Origin of the sequence: Oceanicoccus sp., from assembly GCF_029238675.1 — a bacterium.
GTDB lineage: Bacteria > Pseudomonadota > Gammaproteobacteria > Pseudomonadales > Dasaniaceae > Oceanicoccus.
Map to the genome: position 1 here is coordinate 195,755 of NZ_JAQWFR010000002.1, position 16,430 is coordinate 212,184.

Sequence of the window (16,430 nt, forward strand, 5' to 3'; positions counted from 1 at the left end):
AATTAATTGTTCGTTCTGTTTGAATTTGAATGAAAGGAAAAACTATGACCATCGAAATAAAAGCACCGACTTTTCCCGAATCTGTTGCCGACGGCACCGTTGCCACCTGGCATAAACAGCCCGGTGAAGCGGTTTCTCGCGATGAATTATTGGTAGATATAGAAACCGATAAAGTCGTGCTGGAAATTGTAGCGCCTGCCGATGGTGCTATTAGTGAAATTATTAAAGCGGAAGGAGATACCGTTTTAAGTGATGAGCTAATCGGTCATTTTGAAGAGGGTGCCGGTGCTGCACCTGCTCCAGAAGCTGCACCTGCCGCTGCGGCAGAACCCGCTGCTGCGAGTGCTGAGATAAAACTAAGCCCAGCGGCCCGTAAAATGGTTGATGAAAATAATCTGACCGGTGTTGCCATTGTCGCTACGGGTAAAGGTGGGTTGGTAACAAAAGAAGATGTGGTCAAACATTTAAGTCATGCAGCACCAGCAGCTCCGGCTGCAGCCGCACCTGCTGCCCCAGCGCCTATTATGGAAATGGATACCGGTGACAAGATTGAAAAGCGTGTGCCTATGACGCGTTTACGTAAGCGCATTGCTGAGCGTTTGCTGGAAGCCACATCAACTACCGCCATGTTAACCACCTTTAACGAAGTGAATATGGAACCGGTAATGACGCTGCGTAAGCAGTATAAAGACCTTTTCGAGAAAACCCATAACGGCGTACGTCTTGGTTTTATGGGTTTCTTTGTTAAAGCTGCCTGTGAAGCCTTAAAGCGTTACCCGGCGGTCAACGCTTCTATTGATGGTGACGATATTGTTTATCACGGCTACCAGGATATCGGCGTTGCCGTATCGTCAGATAAAGGTTTGGTGGTACCGGTGTTACGCGATGTCGAAAATATGGGCTTGGCAACAGTTGAAGATACTATTCGCAGCTATGGCTCACGCGCCCGTGATGGCAAATTAGGTTTGGAAGAAATGCAGGGCGGTACTTTCACTATTACCAATGGTGGAGTATTTGGTTCTTTGCTTTCAACGCCAATTTTAAATCCACCACAAACCGCTATTTTAGGTATGCATAAGATTCAGGAACGCCCCATGGCGGTGAATGGTGAAGTGAAGATTCTGCCAATGATGTATCTGGCGCTATCTTATGATCACCGTTTAATTGATGGCAAAGAAGCAGTGCAGTTTTTGGTCTGTATTAAAGAGTTATTAGAAGATCCCGCACGTATTCTTCTTGAAATATAAGAGATTGATTAGGAAATTTTTATGTCTAAGTATGACGTCGTAGTTATTGGTTCTGGCCCCGCTGGTTATGTTGCAGCTATTCGTGCGGCCCAGTTAGGTTTAAATGTTGCCTGTTTGGAAAGAAGCACGAATAAGCTGGGTAAAACCGGTTTTGGTGGTACCTGCCTGAACGTAGGTTGTATTCCTTCAAAGGCTTTATTGGATAGTACGCACAAGTTTGCTGAAGCGCGGGATGATTTTTCTATTCATGGTATTTCTGCCAAAGAGCTTTCGATTGATATTCCACAGATGATTGCCCGTAAAGACCAAATTGTTGGCCAGTTAACCGGCGGTATTGGTCAGCTATTTAAGGCTAATGGTGTTACGGCGATTAAAGGCTCCGGTAAAGTATTGGCGGGTAAAAAAGTCGAAGTGACTGCCGATGATGGCAGTGTTGAAACGCTTGATGCCGATAATATTATTATTGCGGCCGGTTCGTTGCCGATTAATATTCCCCCTGCACCTATTGATCAGGATGTGATTGTTGATTCAACCGGTGCATTAGAGTTTTTAGAAACTCCCAAGCGCTTAGGTGTTATCGGTGCCGGTGTTATTGGTCTTGAGTTAGGTAGTGTCTGGGGTCGTTTGGGTGCTGAAGTGGTTGTGCTTGAAGCTATGGAAGATTTTCTTCCCAATGTGGATAAGCAAATTGCCAAAGAAGCGAAAAAAATCTTTACTAAAAAGCAGGGTATGGATATTCGCCTCGGTGCGAGAGTTACTGGCTCTGAAGTCAAAGATGGTCAGGTAACCGTAACCTATGCCGATAGCGATGGTGAAAAGCAGGAAGTGTTTGATAAGTTGATTGTCGCCGTTGGTCGTCGTCCGCAGAGCGAAGGCTTATTGGCCGGTGATTGTGGCGTCACTATGGATGAACGTGGTTTTGTTTACGTTAATGATTATTGTGAAACCGATGCGCCGGGTATTTATGCGGTGGGCGATATTGTTCGTGGTCCTATGTTAGCCCATAAAGGCTCTGAAGAAGGGGTGATGGTAGCTGAGCGTATTGTTGGCCAAAAAGCCGCAATGAATTACGACACAATCCCCAATATTATTTATACCCACCCTGAAATTGCAGCAGTCGGTCAAACCGAAGAGCAGCTTAAGGCAGATGGTGTTGATTACAAAGTAGGGGTGTTCCCTTTTGCGGCCAGTGGCCGTGCCATGGCTGCTAATGATACCGCCGGTATGGTGAAGATGATTGCCGATGCGGAAACCGACCGTATTCTGGGCTGCCATATTATCGGCCCAAGCGCTGCGGATTTAGTGCAACAGGTGGTTATAGCTATGGAGTTTGGTTCCAGCGCCGAAGATATTGGTTTGACCGTATTTGGTCATCCAACCTTGTCAGAAGCGGTGCATGAAGCAGCACTGGCGGTTGAAGGTCATGCAATCCATATCGCCAACAAGAAAAAGCGTAAATAAAATCCCCCACGCTACACCAGCCCGGATTGGCATTCCCGCCCGGCTTGTCATTCCCGCGAGGGCGGGAATCCAGACTCCCGCCCTCGCGGGAGTAACCCGTTTTTTGTATAAATTATAAGCACCCTATAGCCTTCAAGTCTCTATTTGGTGCGGCGTGTAACATCCTGGTGAGGCAATTTGGGCCACCCGCTATTTAATCGAATAATTTCCGCTATTTGGCCCATTTATATTTGCGGTTCTGCCCGAAATTCGGGAAAATACGCCACCGAATTTAGCCATAAACAGGTTTCCAATGTTTTCAAGCCTGACAGCTAGCAACGGCCAAATCGAAACGGTAATCAACCTCTTCCAAACTGATTACCATGACCTTCACAGACCAAGACGGTATACAACATGAACCTTCACGAGTATCAGGGCAAACAGCTGTTTGCTGAATACGGGTTACCTGTGTCAAAAGGCTATGCCTGTGATACACCCGAAGAAGCAGCGCAAGCTGCTGATCGTATCGGCGGCGACAAGTGGGTCGTTAAAGCTCAAGTACACGCTGGCGGCCGGGGTAAAGCGGGCGGTGTTAAGCTGGTAGAGAACAAAGAAGATATCAAAGCCTTTGCCCAAAACTGGCTAGGTAAAAACCTGGTGACTTACCAGACTGACGAAAACGGTCAGCCTGTTGCCAAGATCCTGGTTGAGTCCTGTACTGATATTGATCAGGAACTTTACCTGGGTGCTGTCGTCGATCGTTCAACTCGCCGCATCGTGTTTATGGCTTCAACTGAAGGTGGTGTTGAAATCGAGAAGGTGGCTGAAGAGACGCCTGAAAAAATTCTTAAAGCTGAAATTGATCCTATGGCAGGTGCACAGCCTTACCAGGGTCGTGAGTTGGCTTTCAAACTGGGTCTGGAAGGTGTTCAGATCAAGCAGTTTGTAAATATCTTTTTAGGTTTGGCTAAATTATTCCAGGACCTGGATTTGGCGTTAATCGAAATTAACCCTCTGGTAATCACTGATGAAGGCAACCTTCACTGTCTGGATGCCAAGTTAGGTGTTGATAGCAATGCAATGTACCGTCAGCCTAAGCTAAAAGAAATGCACGATCCTTCACAGGAAGATGCTCGCGAAGCACAAGCTGCCCAGTGGGAATTAAACTATGTAGCACTGGATGGCAACATCGGCTGTATGGTTAACGGTGCTGGTCTGGCGATGGGTACTATGGATATCGTTAAGCTACACGGCGGCTCTCCGGCTAACTTCCTTGATGTTGGTGGTGGTGCGACTAAAGAGCGTGTATCTGAAGCGTTTAAAATTATTTTGTCAGACGACACCGTACAGGCCGTATTGGTCAATATCTTCGGTGGTATCGTACGTTGTGACTTGATCGCGGAAGGTATTATCGGCGCGGTTGAAGAAGTCGGCGTTGAAGTCCCTGTTGTTGTTCGTCTTGAAGGCAACAACGCTGAGCTGGGTTCCAAGATTCTAGCCGAGAGTGGCTTAAACATTATTGCCGCCACCAGTTTGAAAGAAGCTGCCGATGCAGTGGTTAAAGCAGCGGAGGGCAAATAATGAGTATTTTAATCAATAAAGATACTAAGGTAATCTGTCAGGGTTTTACCGGTTCTCAAGGTACTTTTCACTCTGAGCAGGCGATTGCTTACGGCACTAAGATGGTAGGTGGTGTTACTCCGGGTAAAGGCGGTCAAGAGCATTTAGGTTTACCGGTATTTAATACGGTTGCTGACGCTGTTGAAGCGACGAATGCTGAAGCTTCTGTTATTTATGTCCCCGCGCCTTTCTGTAAAGACTCTATTCTTGAAGCAGCTAACGGTGGCATTAAGCTGATTGTTTGTATTACTGAAGGTATTCCTACCTTGGATATGCTGGAGTGTAAGGTTCGCTGTGATGAGTTGGGTGTTCGTTTAATTGGCCCTAACTGTCCAGGTGTTATCACTCCGGGTGAATGTAAGATCGGTATTATGCCGGGTCACATTCACTTGCCAGGTAAAGTCGGTATCGTTTCTCGTTCTGGTACTTTGACTTATGAAGCGGTTAAGCAGACTACTGATTCCGGTTTTGGTCAGTCTACTTGTGTAGGTATCGGTGGTGACCCAATTCCCGGTTCTAACTTTATCGACGTTTTGGAAATGTTCCAAAATGATCCTGCTACTGAAGCAATTGTAATGATCGGTGAGATTGGTGGTACTGCGGAAGAAGAGGCGGCTGCCTTTATCAAAGCGAATGTTACCAAGCCGGTTGTCTCTTATATTGCGGGTGTGACTGCACCTCCAGGTAAGCGTATGGGTCACGCTGGTGCGATTATCTCTGGTGGTAAAGGTACGGCTGATGAGAAGTTCGCTGCGCTGCAGGATGCAGGTGTTAAGACGGTTCGCTCCCTGGCTGATATTGGTGAAGCTTTGGCTGAGCTTACTGGTTGGTAGGTTTAAGTGAGTTTGTTAAAAAGGAGATGCTTTTTGCATCTCCTTTTTTTGTCTGCATTTTGACGGCCCCGGAAAGACCACCCCACCTCTGCTCTTGGCATCACGTTTAAGCTGTTTTTCTATTGTTTTATGGGGGCTTGTTAGGTTTTAGTCCTTGAATGACTGCGAAAACTTGCAGCGTCCCCTAAAAACCAACCCCTCGCTTACCCCGCACCCATACTACTTGGCTGTTAAAACCTCCCCCTCAAACTCAATCCCACCCCAACCAAATTCCATAAACGCCCGAATATTCCCATGATTATCGGCATCCGGCTGCCCCAAGACTTCTTCACGATAAAATTTACCAAAGCAAGCCAGTGTCGTAGCTTCATCCAGTCCCATTAACTTCGCAAAGGCAAAGATCTTACAAGACCCTTCATTAGTCCCAGCTTCATTACGAACATTAGGCCCATTAGTAAAAGCACTGGGTGTGTAATCAAAATACTGCCCAATCACATTCATAGTTTGATCAAACTCAATGCTGTTAGGGTGTTGTTTAACTTGCTCAGTAAAATGTTCGATGTTCATTGTTTCACTCTTAAATATTAAGTTGATTGGTTTTGTCGTAAAACTAATAGGCCGCCGCTAACTACCAGCAAAATACCAAGGATGGTAATGCCAGTAATACACCCATTGCTATACCTTTGATTAAATTTTGTTCAGGGGGCTGCGTGGGGCCTTGTCGCCATAAGAAGAAGGCGGCAATTGTACCCAGAGGGTGAAGAAAAAGCCCTTGAAATGTCATTACCAGCCCCCATATCCCGTATATCTTTTAGACCTATCCATAAAATAGGCCATTCAACGTCCAAATTCAGGAGCTTGTACACGATGACCACAGCAACGGATAAAGAAACTCTAGGCTTTCAGACAGAGGCCAAGCAACTGCTGCAACTGATGATCCACTCTCTTTATAGTAATAAAGAGATCTTCCTGCGTGAGCTGATTTCAAACGCCTCGGATGCCGCCGATAAGCTGCGCTTTGAGGCTCTGTCAGATGGGACTTTGTATGAAGATGACCCTGAGCTCAGAATCGCTATCGATTTTGATAAGGATGCCAAAACCATCACCATCGCCGATAACGGTATTGGTATGTCGAAAGAAGACGTGATTAACCACTTGGGCACCATCGCCAAGTCTGGCACCGCGGAGTTTATGAGTAAGTTAAGTGGTGACCAACAAAAAGATTCACAACTTATCGGTCAGTTCGGTGTAGGTTTCTACTCCGCCTTTATCGTCGCTGATCGCGTCGAAGTTAAAACTCGTCGTGCTGGTCTTGATGCCTCTGAAGGTGTTCACTGGGAGTCAGAAGGCGAAGCAGAATTCAGTGTTGAGTCGATTGAAAAAGAAGGTCGTGGTACCACCATTATCTTGCACCTGAGAGAAGATAGTGCCGATTTTGCCGATGATTTTCGAATTCGTTCAGTTGTTAAAAAATACTCAGACCATATCTCTCTACCTGTGATGATGGAAAAGCAAATCACTCCAGAATATGACGAAGAAGGTAAAGAGAAGCCAATAGAAGAAAACCTTGAGCCAGAGTTTGAGGCCGTCAATGACGCCACAGCTCTTTGGACCCGTTCGCGTAGCGAAGTAGAAGATGACGAGTACAAAGAATTCTACAAACACGTCTCCCACGATTTTCAGGATCCACTAACCTGGAGCCATAACAAGGTTGAAGGCAAGTTGGAATACAATAGTTTATTGTATGTACCGGCTAAGGCGCCTTTCGATATGTGGAATCGCGATGCCACAAGAGGTTTAAAACTCTACGTACAGAGCACCTTTATTATGGATGATGCTGAACAGTTCTTGCCATTGTATCTACGCTTTATAAAAGGTGTAGTTGATTCCAACGATTTATCACTCAACGTATCCCGTGAAATCCTTCAGCAAGACCCCGCTGTTGATTCCATGAAAAGTGCCTTAACCAAGCGTGTATTAGATATGTTGTCAAAAATGGCGAAGAAAGATGCCGAGCAGTATCAAGCCTTCTGGGATGAATTTGGTCAGGTATTAAAAGAAGGTCCCGCCGAAGATTTTTCGAACAAAGAAAAAATCGCCAAGCTGTTCCGTTTTGCTTCTACCCATAGCAATAGTGAAGTGCAAGACCAATCGCTAGAAGACTATATTAGCCGGATGAAAGAAGGTCAGGAAAAAATCTACTATGTGGCTGCAGAAAACTACACCACTGGTAGCAATAGCCCGCACTTAGAAGTTTTCCGTAAGAAAGGTATCGAAGTACTAGTATTATTTGATCGCGTTGACGAGTGGCTAATGGGCCATATGATGGACTTCGACGGCAAAGGTTTCCAGGATGTTGGTAAAGGAGAGCTCGACCTTGGCGACCTGGAAGACGAAGCCGACAAACAAGAGAAAGAAAAGCTGGAAACCGAAAACAAAGACTTGGTTGAGCGTGTTAAAACAGTACTGGAAGCCAAAGTGGAAGAAGTGCGTGTGACTAACCGCTTAACCGATTCACCAGCGTGTTTGGTGGTAGGTGATGGCGATATGGGTGCCCAGATGCGTCGTATTCTGGAGCAGGCTGGTCAAGCCATGCCAGAAAGCAAGCCGATTCTGGAGCTTAACCCAGAGCATTCTCTAGTGCAGAAGCTTGACCAGGAAAGTGATGAAGATCGTTTCTCTGATTTAGTTGAAATCTTGTTTGATCAGTCAACATTGGCAGAAGGTGGTCAGCTAGAAGACCCCGCTGCTTATGTTCACCGCTTAAACAAGTTGCTATTAGAACTAAGCAAGTAAACGTAGGGTGGATTAAAATCCACCATCCCATACTGCAAAGGTGGATTACGCTAAGCTAATCCACCCTACAGTATGCTACAATTTCGGCCAGTTTTACTTCTATAATTATAAGGCGGTCTCTATGACTCAGCGCCACCAAATAGCAGTATTAGGCGGAGGTAGTTTTGGTACTGCCATCGCAAATATTATGGCGGATAATAACCATGAGGTTTGCCTGTGGCTTCGCAACCAGCAACGTGCGGATGAAATAAACCGCGACCATATAAATAGCGCCTATCTTCCCGATTACCCCTTAAATCCGGCACTAAGAGCCAGCACTGATTTAGTCGAATCCGTGACTGGTTGCGATATAGTCTTTATGGCTGTTCCCAGCTCTTCTTCTCGCGAAGTGGCGGCGGAGGTCTCGCAACATATCAACAATAATGTCATTGTGGTTAGTACTACCAAGGGAATTGAGCACGACGGCTTTAAGTTAATGAGTGAAGTGCTCGCTGAAGAAATGCCACAGGCACGTATTGGTGTTTTAAGTGGGCCTAATCTCGCCAAGGAAATTGCCGCCAAACAAATTACCGCTACCGTTGTTGCCAGCAAAGACGAAGACCTTAATGAAATTGTGCAGGCTTTGTTGCACTGCGGTAATTTCCGGGTTTATGCCAGCTCCGATGTGCTAGGGGTTGAGTTAGGCGGGGCCTTAAAAAATGTCTATGCGATTATAGCGGGTATGGCTGCCGCCCTGGGTATCGGCCAAAATACCATTAGTATGTTAATGACTCGGAGTCTGGCAGAAATGAGTCGTTTCGCCGTGCAAAAAGGCGCAGACCCGATGACTTTTTTAGGTTTGTCGGGAGTAGGTGACTTAATTGCGACCTGTTCCTCACCCTTAAGCCGTAACTATCGTGTTGGCTATGAATTAGGTCATGGTAAAAATCTGGATGAAATCGTTACCGAGTTGGGGCAGGTGGCAGAAGGAGTAAATACCTTAAAACTACTTAAACAACAGGCTGAAGAGCTGGGCATTTATATGCCTTTGGTTAACGGTCTTTACGATATTATCTATACCCCTAAAAGCATTAACGATGTTGTGGGTACTTTGATGTTTGCGGAACAAAGCCGTGATGTTGAGTTTGCGGTTAAATAGGCCGCTATGAAGATTGTAATTCTACGCCATGGTGAAGCAGAGATTTATGCAGATAGTGATGCGCAGAGAAACCTTAGCGATTATGGTCATGAGCAAGCGAAGTCAGCGGGTTTATGCCTTAAGAACCTTGCTATAGAGTTCGAGCAGGTATGGGTGAGCCCTTATTTACGCGCACAACAAACCGCCGATGGGGTGCTCTCTGAACTGGGCGATATACCCCGGGAAACACTGGATGGCCTAACCCCGGAAAGCTCGCCAAGCCAGTTAGCGGAGGCATTGGCAACTTATCGTGGTGGCGATTTATTACTGGTTAGCCACCAACCCCTGGTAAGCGCCTTAGTTGGTTTGTTAGCCAATGCCGATCACCGTGCTGGCCCTCCTATGTCACCGGCAAGCATGGCAATGCTGAGTGCAGATACTTTATTAGCCGGCTGCTGTCAGCTGCGTTGGTTGCGCCATGCGCCAACCTTTGAGGCGACAGTCTAATGCAGGAACGCACATTTTTTGTTAACGGCTATCAGTTGGCGGCTAAAGAATGGAATCAAGACGCTCCCATAAAAGTGATTGCCTGTCATGGCTGGTTGGATAACGCCGCCAGTTTTGATGTGTTGGCACCGCTGCTTGGCCACTGCCATATTATTGCTCTCGATATGCCCGGTCATGGTTTAAGCGACCATAAATCTCCGCAAGCCAGTTACAATATCTGGGACGACTTATTAGACCTGTTAGCGGTAGCTGATGAAATGGCTTGGCAATCGTTTAATCTCCTGGGTCACTCCCGTGGTGCTATCATCAGCTTGATATTATCCGCTTCAATGCCAGAGCGTATTAATGCCTTAGTTATGCTGGATGCGGTATTGCCCATGCCAGTCGATATTTCTGAGACGCCAAAACAACTGAATAGGTTTTTAGTGGAGCGGCGTAGAGCTTTGCACAAAAGACTGCCCAGATATTCCTCGGTTGATGAGGCAGTAGAGGCTCGTTGCAAGGCTGCTTCGATGAATGAGGACAGTGCCCGCCCGATTGTTGAGCGTGGTTTATATACTAAGGGCGATAGCTATCATTGGACAAGCGATGTCCGTCTAACAACAGCTTCTGCCTTTAAGTTATCGGCGGAGCATAATAAGGCGATTATAGAGTCGATAACCATGCCGAGTCTTTTATTATTAGCAGAAGGTGGTATGGGGGAGAGAAAGGAGTTTCTTAATTTCGCAGAAAACCATTCGACACTAAATTGCCAAATGCTGCCGGGCAGTCATCATTTTCATATGGAAGAACAGGCAGGGGACATTGCAAAAATTGTAGAGAGGTTTTTTAGAAAATAACTATCGTCATTCCCGCCTTCGCGGGAATGACGATAGTTAGAGTGTTTTAGTCGGGGGCGGGAATGACAGAGTTATCTGGGATTAACCAAAGATAAAAATTCCGCACGGGTTTTATCATTATCCCTAAACGATCCCATCAAAGACGATGTTCTCATCACGGAGTTTTGTTTTTCAACACCACGCATCATCATGCACATATGCTTGGCTTCAATAATTACACCCACCCCGGCAGCACCGGTCACGTCCATAATAGCCTGGCCAATTTGAGTGGTCAGGCTTTCCTGTATTTGTAAGCGACGGGCAAACATATCCACAATACGCGCGATTTTAGATAGTCCCACAACTTTACCGTTAGGAATGTAAGCTACATGGCACTTGCCAATAAATGGCAACATATGATGCTCACACATGGAATAAAGCTCAATATCAGAAACCAATACCATTTCACTGGCATCTGACTCAAACAGCGCACCGTTAACAATCCCTTCAACGGTTTGGTCATAGCCTTTGGTCAAAAACTGCATGGCTTTCGCTGCACGTTTAGGGGTATCCAACAAACCGTCCCGGCTTAGATCTTCTCCTACACCATCAATAATCTGCGCAAAGGCAGTTTTCATAGTTTCAAGAGTGTCTTCAGGGTTGGTGGTTGTCGCTTTTTTAATAGGTTGGCCCACAATGGCTCCAGGCGGTTGTTTATAGGACGCTATAGTTGCTTGCATGTTATCAATCACCTCGTTTAAAAGAAAGTGTACGGCGGTGATTTAATTTTTGCTGATAACAGGTAACATGTTTGTTTTCAGAAGGTTAGTGTTAATAACCTTATTGCTTACAGGGAGATGCTCTATCTCCAGAGATTATGATCTACAGGTTTGTTATGGAATCCGGGGAATCAGTCGCACAACAATTAACGACCATCAGGGATTATATTCGCTGGGCGGTAACACGTTTTAATAAGGCGGATATCTACTTTGGCCATGGTACTGATAACGCTATGGATGAGGCCTTGCGCCTGGTGTTATTTGCTGTCGGTATCCCTTTAGGCAGCCAGGCTGATTTTCTCGATGCAAAACTGACTGGGCAAGAACGTTTAGCGGTATTAGCGCTAATTGACCAGCGTGTTGAGCAACGTATGCCATTGCCTTATTTGCTTGGCGAAGCCTGGTTTGCGGGTCTGTCCTTTAAGGTTGATAGTAGAGTGCTTATCCCGCGTTCACCGGTTGCGGAGCTTATTCAACAGGGTTTTGAACCCTGGTTACCTTATCAGGCGGTCGGCCGTATATTAGATCTATGCACTGGTGGTGGTTGTATTGGTATTGCCTGTGCTCATTATTTTGCAGAGGCCAGCGTCGATTTAGCTGATCTCTCGGAAGGAGCGTTAGAGGTTGCCAATGAGAATATTACTAGCTACGAATTAAACCATAGGGTCAAGACAGTTCAGTCCGACCTGTTTAACGGTTTGGCAGGGCAGCAATATCAGCTGATTGTCAGCAATCCTCCCTATGTCGATAGTGAAGACCTGGCCGCGATGCCAGCAGAGTATCAGCATGAGCCTGCAATGGCGCTGGGTTCCGGCGATGATGGCTTGGATATTACTCGCCGTATCCTCAAGCAAGCTGCTAATTACTTAACGGATAAAGGTCTTCTTGTGGTGGAGGTGGGCAATAGCGGTATCGCCCTTGAGCAAGCCTACCCCGATGTGCCTTTTACCTGGATAGAGTTTGAACAGGGTGGCCATGGTGTCTTTATATTCTCAAAAGCAGAGTTGTTAGAGTACTTCAGAACAGACGTCATTCCCGCGAAGGCGGGAAACTAGATTCCCGCCTTCGCGGGAATGACGTATAATCACCGGCTATTAACACAGATAATCATTATTGGGACCCTCCATGTCAGGAAATACCATCGGCAAGCTTTTCACAGTCACCAGCTTTGGCGAAAGCCACGGTAAAGCCCTGGGCGCTATCGTTGATGGCTGCCCTCCGGGGTTGGCTATCTCTGAGGAAGACTTACAAGTTGATCTGGATCGGCGTAAGCCCGGGACCTCAAGATATACTACCCAGCGTCGTGAAGGGGATGAAGTTAAAATTCTATCGGGTGTGTTTGAAGGTAAAACGACGGGTACCTCAATCGGTTTGTTGATTGAAAATACCGACCAGCGTTCCAAAGACTACTCCAAAATTAAAGACCGTTTTCGACCCATGCATGCGGACTACACCTATGCCCAAAAATACGGTGATCGCGATTATCGCGGCGGCGGTCGCTCTTCGGCCCGTGAAACGGCTATGCGCGTTGCTGCCGGTGCTATTGCCAAGAAATATTTAAAACAACAGGGCATAGAAGTGCGGGGCTACTTATCTCAACTTGGCCCAATCAAAGCTGAAAACTTTGATTGGAGTGTGGTAGAAACCAATCCATTCTTCTGCCCCGATGCCGACAAAATCCCGGAAATGGAAACCTATATGAATGCACTGCGTAAAAGTGGTGATTCGGTAGGGGCCAAAATTACGGTAGTCGCAACCGGTATGCCACCGGGTTTAGGTGAGCCAGTGTTTGATCGCCTGGATGCGGATATTGCTCATGCCTTAATGGGAATTAATGCTGTTAAAGGCGTAGAGGTCGGTGCAGGTTTTGACTGTGTTGATGCACTGGGAAGTGAACATCGTGATGCGCTAACCCCCCAGGGCTTTAGCTCTAATAATGCGGGCGGTGTACTAGGTGGCATTTCCAGCGGCCAGGATATTGTGGCGCATATGGCGCTTAAGCCAACCTCCAGTGTGTTGATCCCGGGAGAAACCATTGATGTTGAGGGTAACTCAACGGAAGTGATTACCACGGGGCGTCACGATCCTTGTGTCGGAATTCGTGCAACACCGATTGCTGAAGCTATGTTGGCCATTACCTTAATGGACCACCTATTACGCAACCGTGGCCAAAATGCCGATGTACAGTGTTCTACCCCGGTCATTCCAGCTAGCGCACCTTAGCGTCATCGTTAGTGATGTTTAGCAGTAGCGCGTCAGTCCCTTACTGGCGCCTTTCCAGTTTCTACTTTTTCTACTTTGCCTTAGTCGGTGCATGGATGCCGTTCTGGCCCTTGTATTTACAGGACAGCGGTTTTAATCCCGCGGATATTGGTTACCTTGCCGGTATTTTGATGGCCACAAAAATTGTGGCACCGAATATCTGGAGTTGGTTGGCCGATAAAACCGGGCAGCGAATGACTATTATTCGCTCGGGCTGCCTGATCGCCTTAGTGATTTTCTTAGGTTTATTCTGGAATCTGGATAGCTTCTGGTGGATGGCTATCATTGTTGCGGGCTATAGTTTTTTCTGGAATGCTGTGCTGGCGCAGTTTGAAGTGGTGACCCTGTCTCATTTAGGCGCTCGTTATCAGCGTTATGGCCAAATAAGAGTTTGGGGCTCGATAGGTTTTATTATTGCTGTGACCCTGCTTGGCTATAGTTTTGATGTTATTTCTATCGTCTGGTTACCCTGGGTAGTTGTGTTTTTATTGCTGGGTATTTGGTTGAGTAGCTTAACGGTTAATGAAAAACATGATTGGCAAACTCATCAGCGTGAACGTCGCTCTTTAAAGGGTGTTATCAAACAACCTGCTGTTATCGCCTTTTTTGTTGCCTGCTTTTTATTACAAGTTTCCCATGGCCCTTATTACACATTCTTTAGTGTTTACCTTGAAGATTATGGTTATAGCCGAACAGTTACCGGTTTACTGTGGTCCTTAGGTGTTGTCGCTGAGGTTTTCGTTTTTATTGTTATGTATAAATTGCTGCAGCGATTTAGTTTGCGGCAGATTATGTTTACCAGTTTAATTTTTTCCGTTATTCGCTGGTTGTTATTGGGTTTCTATGTAGACGACTGGTTAATTGTGGTTATCGCCCAAATTCTGCATGCGGCTTCATTTGGCAGTTATCATGCCTTTGCCGTTGAAATGGTAAGACGCTTTTTTAACGGCGGTCTTGAAGGGCAGGGTATGGCGATGTACAGCAGCCTTAGTTTTGGTGCCGGAGGTGCTGTAGGGGCGGTGTTAAGCGGTTGGGTGTGGGAGATAAATCCAACCATTACCTTTGTAGCTGCAGCTCTGGCCTGCGTGCTGGCAACAATTATTTCATACTGGGTAACCGAGTAGGGTGGATTATAATCCACCTTTCCATCTATCATGCCCAAAGGTGGATTATAATCCCCCCCTACGCGTTATAAGCTTAAGGAGCAGGAATGTCCCAATTAACCCATATCAATCAATCCGGCCAGGCCGAGATGGTGGATGTTACGGAAAAATCGGTAACCCAGCGTGAAGCCACCGCTGAATCCACTATTACCATGCTGCCGGAAACTTTACGGTTGATTGTTGATGGCGGCCATAAAAAGGGTGATGTCTTTGCCGTGGCCAGATTGGCAGGCGTGCAAGCGGCTAAAAAATGCTCCGACCTTATCCCGCTATGCCATCCATTGATGCTGACGTCTATAAAGCTGGACTTAGAAGCCGATGAAGCCAAAAGCCGAGTCATTATCCGCGCCACGTGCAAACTGGCCGGCCAGACTGGTGTAGAAATGGAAGCGTTAACCGCCGCTTCAGTTGCTGCCCTGACCATTTACGATATGTGTAAGGCCGTGGACAAAGGTATGACTATTGGCGATATTCGCTTGCTGGAAAAAACCGGCGGTAAGTCTGGCCACTGGCAGGCGCAATCTGTGAGTGAGGCAGAATAAAGCGATGGTTACCGTATTATTCTTTGCCCGAATTCGAGAGCAGCTAGGCATTGATCGCCTGTCTCTTATTTTACCTCAAGAACCAATGACCGTAAGCCGGCTTAAGCAGCACATAGTGGATATCCATAACCCCGATTGGTCAGATATTCTAATGGCTGACAATGTGATAAAAGCCGTTAACCAGGAAGTGGTTGATGATAACCACAGCCTAAAAGAGGGGGATGAGATTGCTTTTTTCCCTCCGGTTACCGGTGGTTGAGATGACCGCAAATTTCTCAGTCAGTGTCCAGCAGCAAGACTTTGATGTCAGCGCTGAATTGACATTGCTACGAGAGCAAAGCTCGCAAGTGGGGGCTATAGCCAATTTTGTTGGTGTGGTGCGGGATATTAACGATCAACAAAACGTCGCCACATTAGAGCTGGAACACTATCCGGGTATGACCGAGAAGAGCATCAGCGATATTATGGCCCAGGCTGCTGAACGCTGGCAGCTACTGGGTGGAAGAGTTATTCACCGTATCGGCAAGCTATCCCCCGGGGACCAGATTGTACTGGTCGCGGTAAGCAGTCTACATCGTGGTGAAGCTTTTGCCGCCTGTGAGTTTATTATGGACTATCTCAAAACTCGCGCCCCGTTCTGGAAAAAAGAGCTAACCCCGGATGGGGAGCGTTGGGTGGATGCCCGCGATTCAGATCACTCAGCGGCGGAGCGGTGGAATTATTCTTTTTAAGCGGTTCAAGTGTATAATGCGCCGCTTGTACCTTTCTATAATGAGTCACAACGTTTATAACAAACAAGGTCGTTTTATGAGTCTTGGTAGTGTTAGCAGTTTTGATAGCCTCGAATTTCGCAATGCCCTGGGAACATTTGCCACAGGGGTTTGTGTGGTTACAGCCAACCCTGAAGGGTATGAGCCTTTTGGCATGACGGTAAATTCTTTTGCCTCTGTCTCTTTAGATCCTGCACTGGTGCTTTGGAGTTTGCAGAATAATTCCGAGTGCTTTTCTGTTTTCGAAAAGGCCGACAAGTTTGCTGTAAATATTTTGGCATCCGACCAGATAGATCTATCCAATCTATATGCCCAAAAAAATAATCATGTACTGGCGCCTAAGCACTTCCGTATTGGCAAGTCCGGTTTGCCAGTTGTGCGTGGTGTTGTGACTAGCTTTGAATGTAATGTCTGGGCCCGCTACCCGGGTGGCGATCACGTTATTTTGGTGGGTGAAGTCACCGAGATGGAAAATAACAGCAATAAAGAGCCTCTGTTATTTAATGCCGGCCAATACCGCGAACTGCGCTAAGGGC

17 protein-coding genes are annotated in these 16,430 nt (G+C 46.6%); 15 read left to right on the forward strand and 2 right to left on the reverse strand.

All coding sequences use genetic code 11. The features are described 5' to 3' along the window. Positions 1-44: 44 nt before the first annotated feature. From odhB to sucD, 4 genes are all read left to right on the forward strand, one after another. Entirely contained in the window at positions 45-1,247 is a 1,203-nt protein-coding gene (gene odhB, locus P8H32_RS01090; protein ID WP_301088230.1) for a 2-oxoglutarate dehydrogenase complex dihydrolipoyllysine-residue succinyltransferase, read from the forward strand. Positions 1,248-1,268: 21 nt separating this feature from the next. Then, positions 1,269-2,708 (forward strand): dihydrolipoyl dehydrogenase, encoded by a 1,440-nt coding sequence (gene lpdA, locus P8H32_RS01095; RefSeq protein WP_301088231.1) that lies wholly within the window; start codon positions 1,269-1,271, stop codon positions 2,706-2,708. A gap of 393 nt (positions 2,709-3,101) precedes the next feature. Beyond that, positions 3,102-4,268, forward strand: a complete 1,167-nt coding sequence (sucC, locus tag P8H32_RS01100; protein WP_301088232.1) for an ADP-forming succinate--CoA ligase subunit beta — start codon at positions 3,102-3,104, stop codon at positions 4,266-4,268. Continuing rightward, positions 4,268-5,140, forward strand: a complete 873-nt coding sequence (gene sucD, locus P8H32_RS01105; RefSeq protein ID WP_301088233.1) for a succinate--CoA ligase subunit alpha — start codon at positions 4,268-4,270, stop codon at positions 5,138-5,140. Before sucC ends, sucD begins: the two co-directional genes overlap by 1 nt. Positions 5,141-5,359: 219 nt before the next feature. Here sucD and P8H32_RS01110 read toward each other — a convergent pair whose 3' ends face one another. Next, positions 5,360-5,707 carry a HopJ type III effector protein gene (locus P8H32_RS01110; RefSeq protein WP_301088234.1) on the reverse strand — a complete coding sequence of 116 codons (348 nt, stop codon included), beginning with the start codon at positions 5,705-5,707 and terminating at the stop codon, positions 5,360-5,362. Positions 5,708-6,007: 300 nt separating this feature from the next. Between P8H32_RS01110 and htpG the strand changes: the two genes are divergently transcribed. The 4 genes from htpG to P8H32_RS01130 all read left to right on the forward strand — a co-directional run bounded on the left by htpG (position 6,008) and on the right by P8H32_RS01130 (position 10,399). Then, complete coding sequence (gene htpG / locus P8H32_RS01115) at positions 6,008-7,936, forward strand: molecular chaperone HtpG (protein WP_301088235.1); 1,929 nt, start codon at positions 6,008-6,010, stop codon at positions 7,934-7,936. A 121-nt stretch (positions 7,937-8,057) separates the two neighbouring features. After that, complete coding sequence (locus P8H32_RS01120; protein WP_297291281.1) at positions 8,058-9,074, forward strand: NAD(P)H-dependent glycerol-3-phosphate dehydrogenase; 1,017 nt, start codon at positions 8,058-8,060, stop codon at positions 9,072-9,074. Between the two features lie 6 nt (positions 9,075-9,080). Beyond that, positions 9,081-9,560, forward strand: a complete 480-nt coding sequence (gene sixA / locus P8H32_RS01125) for a phosphohistidine phosphatase SixA (protein WP_301088236.1) — start codon at positions 9,081-9,083, stop codon at positions 9,558-9,560. Then, positions 9,560-10,399: an alpha/beta hydrolase gene (locus P8H32_RS01130; protein ID WP_301088237.1), complete on the forward strand. Its 840-nt coding sequence runs from the start codon at positions 9,560-9,562 to the stop codon at positions 10,397-10,399. Before sixA ends, P8H32_RS01130 begins: the two co-directional genes overlap by 1 nt. A 71-nt stretch (positions 10,400-10,470) precedes the next feature. Here the strand turns inward: P8H32_RS01130 and folE are convergent, their stop codons facing one another. Next, positions 10,471-11,016 carry a GTP cyclohydrolase I FolE gene (folE, locus tag P8H32_RS01135; RefSeq protein ID WP_297291294.1) on the reverse strand — a complete coding sequence of 182 codons (546 nt, stop codon included), beginning with the start codon at positions 11,014-11,016 and terminating at the stop codon, positions 10,471-10,473. Between the two features lie 257 nt (positions 11,017-11,273). Between folE and prmB the strand changes: the two genes are divergently transcribed. The 7 genes from prmB (at position 11,274) to P8H32_RS01170 (ending at position 16,426) form a co-directional block, all read left to right on the forward strand. Beyond that, positions 11,274-12,212 (forward strand): 50S ribosomal protein L3 N(5)-glutamine methyltransferase, encoded by a 939-nt coding sequence (gene prmB, locus P8H32_RS01140; RefSeq protein ID WP_297291284.1) that lies wholly within the window; start codon positions 11,274-11,276, stop codon positions 12,210-12,212. A gap of 70 nt (positions 12,213-12,282) precedes the next feature. Beyond that, complete coding sequence (aroC, locus tag P8H32_RS01145) at positions 12,283-13,380, forward strand: chorismate synthase (protein ID WP_297291285.1); 1,098 nt, start codon at positions 12,283-12,285, stop codon at positions 13,378-13,380. 14 nt (positions 13,381-13,394) lie between these two features. Continuing rightward, a complete protein-coding gene (locus tag P8H32_RS01150) occupies positions 13,395-14,543 on the forward strand; it encodes an MFS transporter (protein WP_301088238.1) in 1,149 nt (382 codons plus the stop codon). An 86-nt stretch (positions 14,544-14,629) separates the two neighbouring features. Further along, the gene (gene moaC, locus P8H32_RS01155; protein ID WP_297291287.1) at positions 14,630-15,124 is read left to right on the forward strand and encodes a cyclic pyranopterin monophosphate synthase MoaC; all 495 of its coding nucleotides are present in this window, start codon (positions 14,630-14,632) and stop codon (positions 15,122-15,124) included. Beyond that, on the forward strand, positions 15,111-15,383 hold the full coding sequence (gene moaD / locus P8H32_RS01160) for a molybdopterin converting factor subunit 1 (protein ID WP_297291288.1): 273 nt from the start codon (positions 15,111-15,113) through the stop codon (positions 15,381-15,383). Before moaC ends, moaD begins: the two co-directional genes overlap by 14 nt. Position 15,384: 1 nt before the next feature. Continuing rightward, a complete protein-coding gene (gene moaE, locus P8H32_RS01165; RefSeq protein ID WP_297291289.1) occupies positions 15,385-15,855 on the forward strand; it encodes a molybdopterin synthase catalytic subunit MoaE in 471 nt (156 codons plus the stop codon). Between the two features lie 76 nt (positions 15,856-15,931). After that, positions 15,932-16,426, forward strand: a complete 495-nt coding sequence (locus P8H32_RS01170; RefSeq protein WP_297291290.1) for a flavin reductase family protein — start codon at positions 15,932-15,934, stop codon at positions 16,424-16,426. The last annotated feature ends 4 nt before the right edge of the window (positions 16,427-16,430 follow it).

What these genes read in the sequence shown, in the direction of transcription:
- sucD (WP_301088233.1), top strand. Translation starts at nt 4,268, where the DNA reads ATGAGTATTTTAATCAATAAAGATACTAAGGTAATCTGTCAGGGTTTT.
- lpdA (WP_301088231.1), top strand. Translation starts at nt 1,269, where the DNA reads ATGTCTAAGTATGACGTCGTAGTTATTGGTTCTGGCCCCGCTGGTTAT.
- P8H32_RS01130 (WP_301088237.1), top strand. Translation starts at nt 9,560, where the DNA reads ATGCAGGAACGCACATTTTTTGTTAACGGCTATCAGTTGGCGGCTAAA.
- P8H32_RS01110 (WP_301088234.1), bottom strand. Translation starts at nt 5,707, where the DNA reads ATGAACATCGAACATTTTACTGAGCAAGTTAAACAACACCCTAACAGC.
- P8H32_RS01170 (WP_297291290.1), top strand. Translation starts at nt 15,932, where the DNA reads ATGAGTCTTGGTAGTGTTAGCAGTTTTGATAGCCTCGAATTTCGCAAT.
- moaC (WP_297291287.1), top strand. Translation starts at nt 14,630, where the DNA reads ATGTCCCAATTAACCCATATCAATCAATCCGGCCAGGCCGAGATGGTG.
- sucC (WP_301088232.1), top strand. Translation starts at nt 3,102, where the DNA reads ATGAACCTTCACGAGTATCAGGGCAAACAGCTGTTTGCTGAATACGGG.
- moaE (WP_297291289.1), top strand. Translation starts at nt 15,385, where the DNA reads ATGACCGCAAATTTCTCAGTCAGTGTCCAGCAGCAAGACTTTGATGTC.
- aroC (WP_297291285.1), top strand. Translation starts at nt 12,283, where the DNA reads ATGTCAGGAAATACCATCGGCAAGCTTTTCACAGTCACCAGCTTTGGC.
- P8H32_RS01120 (WP_297291281.1), top strand. Translation starts at nt 8,058, where the DNA reads ATGACTCAGCGCCACCAAATAGCAGTATTAGGCGGAGGTAGTTTTGGT.
- htpG (WP_301088235.1), top strand. Translation starts at nt 6,008, where the DNA reads ATGACCACAGCAACGGATAAAGAAACTCTAGGCTTTCAGACAGAGGCC.
- odhB (WP_301088230.1), top strand. Translation starts at nt 45, where the DNA reads ATGACCATCGAAATAAAAGCACCGACTTTTCCCGAATCTGTTGCCGAC.
- prmB (WP_297291284.1), top strand. Translation starts at nt 11,274, where the DNA reads ATGGAATCCGGGGAATCAGTCGCACAACAATTAACGACCATCAGGGAT.
- P8H32_RS01150 (WP_301088238.1), top strand. Translation starts at nt 13,395, where the DNA reads ATGTTTAGCAGTAGCGCGTCAGTCCCTTACTGGCGCCTTTCCAGTTTC.
- folE (WP_297291294.1), bottom strand. Translation starts at nt 11,016, where the DNA reads ATGAAAACTGCCTTTGCGCAGATTATTGATGGTGTAGGAGAAGATCTA.
- sixA (WP_301088236.1), top strand. Translation starts at nt 9,081, where the DNA reads ATGAAGATTGTAATTCTACGCCATGGTGAAGCAGAGATTTATGCAGAT.